6 protein-coding genes are annotated in these 5907 nt (G+C 67.9%); 4 read left to right on the plus strand and 2 right to left on the minus strand.

Going from position 1 to position 5907, the window contains the following annotated elements:
* The 4 genes from ACI38Z_RS00880 to ACI38Z_RS00895 form a co-directional block, all read left to right on the plus strand.
* Positions 1-246, plus strand: a 246-nt coding sequence (locus ACI38Z_RS00880) for a winged helix-turn-helix domain-containing protein (RefSeq protein WP_439788307.1), incomplete at its 5' end; no start/stop codon positions are given.
* A complete protein-coding gene (locus ACI38Z_RS00885; protein WP_439788308.1) occupies positions 243-1352 on the plus strand; it encodes a sensor histidine kinase in 1110 nt (369 codons plus the stop codon). The genes ACI38Z_RS00880 and ACI38Z_RS00885, both read left to right, overlap by 4 nt.
* Positions 1353-1439: 87 nt before the next feature.
* A complete protein-coding gene (locus ACI38Z_RS00890) occupies positions 1440-2252 on the plus strand; it encodes an ABC transporter ATP-binding protein (RefSeq protein WP_439788309.1) in 813 nt (270 codons plus the stop codon).
* On the plus strand, positions 2239-4314 hold the full coding sequence (locus ACI38Z_RS00895) for an ABC transporter permease (RefSeq protein ID WP_439788310.1): 2076 nt from the start codon (positions 2239-2241) through the stop codon (positions 4312-4314). Before ACI38Z_RS00890 ends, ACI38Z_RS00895 begins: the two co-directional genes overlap by 14 nt.
* 106 nt (positions 4315-4420) lie before the next feature.
* Here ACI38Z_RS00895 and ACI38Z_RS00900 read toward each other — a convergent pair whose 3' ends face one another.
* Both ACI38Z_RS00900 and ACI38Z_RS00905 read right to left on the minus strand, forming a co-directional pair.
* The gene (locus ACI38Z_RS00900; RefSeq protein WP_439788311.1) at positions 4421-5626 is read right to left on the minus strand and encodes an FAD-binding oxidoreductase; all 1206 of its coding nucleotides are present in this window, start codon (positions 5624-5626) and stop codon (positions 4421-4423) included.
* Positions 5627-5637: 11 nt separating this feature from the next.
* Positions 5638-5907, minus strand: a 270-nt coding sequence (locus ACI38Z_RS00905; RefSeq protein ID WP_439788312.1) for a hypothetical protein, incomplete at its 5' end; no start/stop codon positions are given.

The following is a 5907-nucleotide window of genomic DNA, read 5'->3' on the forward strand; positions in this document are numbered from 1 at the left end:
GAGAAGACCACCGACCTCTCCCGCAACGAGCTCCGCATCCTCGAGCTCCTCATGAGACGCAGGGGCGGCATCTGCTCGCGCGAGGACCTGATGGAGGCGCTCTGGACGAGCGAGGCCTTCGTGGACGACAACACGCTGACCGTGAACGTGAATCGGCTCCGCCAGACGCTCGGGCGCCTGGGCCTCAGGGGCGCGGTCGTCACCTTCCGCGGTCAGGGCTACGCCCTCAGGCTGGAGCGGGCATGAGGCCCTGGGACTACCTCAAGAGCCACGTCGCGCGCGTCACGTGCTCGCTGCTCCTGCTCGTCGCTGTCGCCGTGCTGCTCCCGCCCCTCGGCGTCGGCCGCGACGGCGTCCTTCTCGTCCTCATCATCTGCGCGATCCTGGAGGCCATACCCTTTGCCTGGGGATGGCTGCGCCAGCACCGCTTCAACGAGGCGCTTTCCGTCCTCGCGCGCGAGGGGGAGGACGCCGTGTCGCTCGCCAGGGACCTGCCGGAGCCGGAGTACCCGGAGGGCGACCTCGCGTGGCAGGCCATCCAGAACGTGGTGCGCGCGGCGCAGGCGGAAAGCAACGAGGCGCAGGCCGGCGTGGAGGAGTACCGCCGCTACGTGGAGACCTGGGTGCACGAGGTCAAGACGCCGCTCGCGGCCTGCCGGCTCATGCTCGCCAACACCAAGAGCCCGGACACCGCGCAGCTCTCGCGCGAGCTGGGGCGCATCGACTCCTACGTTGAGCAGGCGCTCTACTACGCGCGGAGCACGTCGGTGGAGAAGGACTACCTCGTCAGGGCCGTGCCCGCGGACCGGCTAGTGAAGGATGCCGTGAGCTCGCGCGCCCGCACGCTCATCGAGGCGCACATGGCCGTCGACCTGAGCGGCCTCGCGCAGCCGGACGGAACGGTGCCCGAGCTCTACTGCGACCCCAAGTGGATGGACTTCGTCCTCGGGCAGCTCATCGACAACGCGGTCAAGTACCGCGCGCGGCCCGAGGCGGACGGACGGGCGCCCAGGCTGTCCTTCTCCGCGCGCGTCGAGGACGCCGGCACCGCGCGCGAGCGGGCCGTGCTCGCCGTGAGCGACAACGGCTGCGGCATCGCGGAGGCGGACCTCCCCCGCGTCTTCGACCGGGGCTTCACCGGGCAGAACGGCCGGAGCCACCAGAAGTCGACCGGCATGGGCCTCTACCTGGTGCGGACGCTCTGCCAGAAGATGGGCCTCGCCGTCAGCGTGCGCTCCCGCATGGGCGTGGGCACCACCTTCGAGATCGCCTTCCCGCGCGAGCGCTCGCGCATGCTGCGTGACGTCGCCGCAGGTCAGGGCGGCAGTCCCGCGAACCTTACAGAAGTGTAAGGCGGCGTAAGCCGCATCGATGGCACCCGCACGCTCCCTCGGCCAATATGATGGGCAGCAGTCAACACCGCGACCGAAGGAGCTTCGATGTCACGTCACTTCCAGGCGGCCCCGTCCGCCATAGCAGCAAACGCCAACGCGCCGGTCCTCCAGATCTCCGCGCTCACCAAGGTCTACGGGGGCAGGAACGCCACGACCAAGGCGCTCAACGGCATCAGCCTCGCTGTGCAGAAGGGCGAGCTCGTCGCGATCATGGGCCCCTCGGGATCGGGCAAGTCGACGCTGCTCAACTGCATCGCCACGATCGACACCCCCACCTCCGGCACCATCCGCATCGCCGGCACGGACACGGCACGCATTTCCCGCCGCGGCCTGGCGGACTTCCGCCGCACGCAGCTCGGCTTCATCTTCCAGGACTCCAACCTGCTCGACACGCTCACCGCACGCGAGAACGTCGCCCTCCCCCTCACAATCGGCCGCGTCCCCGCCGACCAGATCCTCGACTCGGTGGAGAAGGTCACCAAGGCGCTCGGCATCTCGGACGTGCTCGACAAGTACCCCTACCAGATGTCCGGCGGCCAGCGCCAGCGCGTCGCCTGCGCCCGCGCCCTCGTGACGCGCCCCCAGCTCGTGCTCGCCGACGAGCCCACGGGCGCCCTCGACTCCAAGAACGCCCGCCTCCTGCTCGAGAGCCTCGAGGCCATCAACCGCTCCCAGCGCGCGACGGTCCTCATGGTCACGCACGACGAGACCGCCGCGTCGTTCTGCAGGAGGGTCCTCTTCATTCGCGACGGCAAGGTCTTCACGGAGATCCACCGCGGCAACGACTCGCGCCGCGCGTTCTTCGAGAAGATCATGCAGGTCGTCGCAGTGCAGGGAGGGGTCGATGATGCTCGCTAAGCTCGCCTTTGGCAACATGCGCAAGCTCGTGCACGACTACGCCGTGTACTTCCTCACGCTCGTGATGGGCGTTGCCGTCTTCTACGCGTTCAACACCATCTCCGTCCAGGCGGACTTCCTGTCCAACACGATGTCCGAGCTGCTCAAGCAGGTGGGCCAGATCCTCCAGGGCGTCACGGTCTTCCTCGCGGTCATCATGGGCTTCCTCATGGTGTACGCCAACAACTTCCTCATGCGCCGCCGCAAGAAGGAGCTCGGCCTCTACCAGGTCCTCGGCATGCGCGCCGGGCAGGTCAACGCCATCCTCACGCTCGAGACCCTCATGGTCGCCCTCGCGTCGTTCGTCGTGGGCATCGCGCTCGGCGCGCTCGTGTCGCAGCTCCTGCTCTTCGTCACGGCCGACATGTTCGCCACCAAGGTCACCCACTTCAGGTTCTTCTTCTCCACGGAGGCCCTCGCGCTCACCTTCGGCTGCTTCGCCCTCACCTTCCTCGTGATGATGGTCCTCAACAGCATCTCGCTCTCGCGCGTCCGCCTCGTGGACCTCATGAGCTCCGGCCGCAGGAACGAGCGTCAGTTCGTGCGTCACCTCCCGCTCTCGCTCGCGCTCACGGTGGTCGGCCTTCTCCTCATGGGCTATGCCTACTGGCGCCTCACCACGCAGGGCTTCCCCCTGGGCGGCGACCCCAAGAACGGCGCGACCACGACCAACGACTTCCTCCTCACGACGGCCATCGTGGTCGCGGGCACGTTCGTCTTCTTCTACGGCTTCGCGGGGGCGCTCACGCTCGTGCTCGCGCGCCTCAAGGGCTTCTACTGGCGCGGCCTCCACATGTTCACGACGCGCCAGATCGCCTCGCGCGTCAACACGGCCGCCGTCTCCATGGGCATGATCTCGCTCATCCTGTTCTTCGCGATGACGTCCATGACCTCCGGCATGAGCATCTGCTCGACCCTCAACAAGGCGTACGAGAAGGGCACCCCCTTCGACGCGTCCGTGTTCGTGACCGGCACCAGCCACAAGGGGAGCACCATCGACTTCGAGGGCGCCGCCAGGCGCGCCGGCGTCGACCTCTCCTCCGTCGGCCGCACCTGCACGATCCGCACGGCCATCGTGTCGAACAAGAGGGGCATCCTCACCATCGACACGCTGCACGACATGGCCTCCCTCACGGGCAAGCCCATCCCCACCGGCTTCGAGAACTCTGTCGCCTACCAGGCCATCTCCGTCTCCGACTACAACGCCCACCGCAGGTTCCTGGGGCTGAGGCCCGTCACGCTCGAGGACGGCCACTACCTCTACCTCTGCAACATGGACCAGCTCACGGGCTTCGTGGACTCCGCGCTCGCCAAGGGCTACTCCATCGACGCCGCAGGCCAGAGGCTCGCGCCCGCCCGCGCCACGGCCATCAGCGACGCGTCATGCGTCCTTCTCAACGACTCCGTGGGCTCGACCCCGGGCATCTACGTGGTTCCCGACGCCGTTGCCGCCAAGCTCCCCAACTACACCTGGAGCCTCAACGTAAGGTACAAGGTCTCGACCGAGAAGGGCGACGATGCCGTCAAGCGCGTGAGGGACCAGCTCGCGTCCGAGGACGACACGCTGTACGTCGCCTCCAACACCAAGACGGAGTCCGCGGTCGAGGGCACCACGACGACCGGCCTCATCTCGTACATGGCCATCTACATCGGCTTCGTGCTCGTGATCGCCTGTGCCGCCATCCTCGCGATCCAGCAGCTCTCCAGCGCGTCCGACACCTCCGCCGGCTATCGCACGCTCAGCGAGCTTGGCTGCCCCGAGCGCACGATCTTCGAGTCGCTCCGCGCTCAGGTCACCTTTGCCTTCGCGCTCCCGCTCGTGGTGGGGCTCGCGCACAGCATCTGCGCCACGGCGGCCGTCAACAAGGTCCTGCAGGCGTTTGGCCACGCGAGCATCCTCGAGAACGTGGGCGTCGGCCTTGTGATCTTCGCCCTGGTCTACGGCGGCTACCTCGCGCTCACGTACCGCATGGCCCACGGCGTCGTGAGGGGTGCCATCAGGAGTGCGCGCCACGCGCTGTAGGCGCACCCCACAGACAACCGATACAAGGCAGTGCCCGGAGACGGCCCCCGTCGTCCCCGGGCACTTGCCATATGTCCACCATACGGTCGAGAAGCGCGTGGCCTCCCTACCGCACGGACGGCACCTCAATCGTGAGGTCCCCCAGCGGGAACGTCACGCACGGGTGGATGTAGCCGAACTTCCGGTCCGCCTCGCGCCTGCCGTCCACGCTCACCGGACAGAAGACGTTCCCCGAGACCAGCCGCGAATGGCACCAGCCGCACTCGCCGCTGCGGCAGTGGCTCGGCGCGGCAATGCCGTTCTTCTCCAGTATCTGCAGGACGGAGTCGTCGGAGGAGCCCGTCACCGTGCACTTCGACCCCTCGCGGATCACCGTGACCTCGACGCTCTCGGGAACGTCCGCGTCCGTCGGATACCCGTCGAGGCCCTTGGGGCCATGCAGCTCGCCCATGAGCTCGCGGCGCACGAACTTGCGGCGCAGGCCGAGCTTGGGCAGCTCGCCGTCCAGGAAGCGGTACATGGCCTGCGGCCCGCACGCGAACACCGAGTACTCCCCCGCCGGCGCGTACCTGGCGATGAGCTCGGCGTTGATGAACCCGTGCTCGTGGTGGGGCCTCTCCTCGTCGCTCAGCACGGGCACCACACGCACCTTGTCGGTCTGGCGCTGGATCGCCTCGAGCTCGTCCCTGAAGCACAGCGCGTCCAGGGTCCGGCATCCATAGAGAATGACCAGGCGAAAGTCCTCGTCACCGTCCGCGATGGCCCGCGCCATCGAGAGGAACGGCGTGATGCCCGAGCCGCCGGCAACGGCGATCACCGTGCCCGCGTCGCGAATGCCCTCGTAGGTGAAGTTCCCAAGCGGGCCCGAGGCGTCGACCTTGGTGCCCACCTTCCAGTTGTCCTGGATCCAGTTGGAGACCAGCCCGCCGGGGACGCGCTTGACGGAGACCTCTATCTTGCCCTCGAGCGCCATGCGCGGCGAGGACGAGATCGAGTAGGCCCTCGTCACCGGCATGCCGCGCACGTCGAGGTTGAGGCTCAGGTACTGCCCGGCCGCGAAGTACGCGATGCGGCTGGTGCCCGCCGCGACGTCGGGCTCCAGCGTGTAGCAGCACATGCCGTCCCCCACGTCGCGCACGCGCGAGACCACCAGGTGCTGGTGATCGGGGTGCAGCTCCGCGGCGAGGCGGTTGGCGGAGTAGCTCGCCTCGGGAGGGAGCTCCCTCGGTACCGCGAGGCGGATCTGCTCCCCGCGGGCCGCGGCCATCCGCGTGAAGTCCGCCACCTTTACCTGGTTGAGATTGCTTGCCATCGTCTCTCCTCCTAGTGGATGTCTTTGGCGTCGAAGGCGGCGATCCGCCTCACCACGTGCTGGGCGGACATGGCGCCCGAGAGCGCGGCGCAGTTGTAGCCGTCGGTCAGGATTCCCGTCGCGCCGCAGAAGTGCAGGCCCGGGATCAGGTGGTACTCCCCCTCGTTCATGCAGCGCATGGGAATGCCGTCGTCCAGGCGGACCTGATAGCCGTAGGGCGTGCCGTTGGGCGTGCCCATGTAGCGCACGAAGGTCGGCGCGGCGGCCATCTCGACCTCCTC

It is taken from the genome of Parafannyhessea sp. (assembly GCF_051876455.1).
Taxonomy (GTDB): Bacteria; Actinomycetota; Coriobacteriia; order Coriobacteriales; family Atopobiaceae; genus Parafannyhessea.

Bases quoted from the DNA above. Each gene is read 5' to 3' on its own strand.
- ACI38Z_RS00885 (WP_439788308.1), top strand. From the start codon at position 243: ATGAGGCCCTGGGACTACCTCAAGAGCCACGTCGCGCGCGTCACGTGC.
- ACI38Z_RS00890 (WP_439788309.1), top strand. From the start codon at position 1,440: ATGTCACGTCACTTCCAGGCGGCCCCGTCCGCCATAGCAGCAAACGCC.
- ACI38Z_RS00895 (WP_439788310.1), top strand. From the start codon at position 2,239: ATGATGCTCGCTAAGCTCGCCTTTGGCAACATGCGCAAGCTCGTGCAC.
- ACI38Z_RS00900 (WP_439788311.1), bottom strand. From the start codon at position 5,626: ATGGCAAGCAATCTCAACCAGGTAAAGGTGGCGGACTTCACGCGGATG.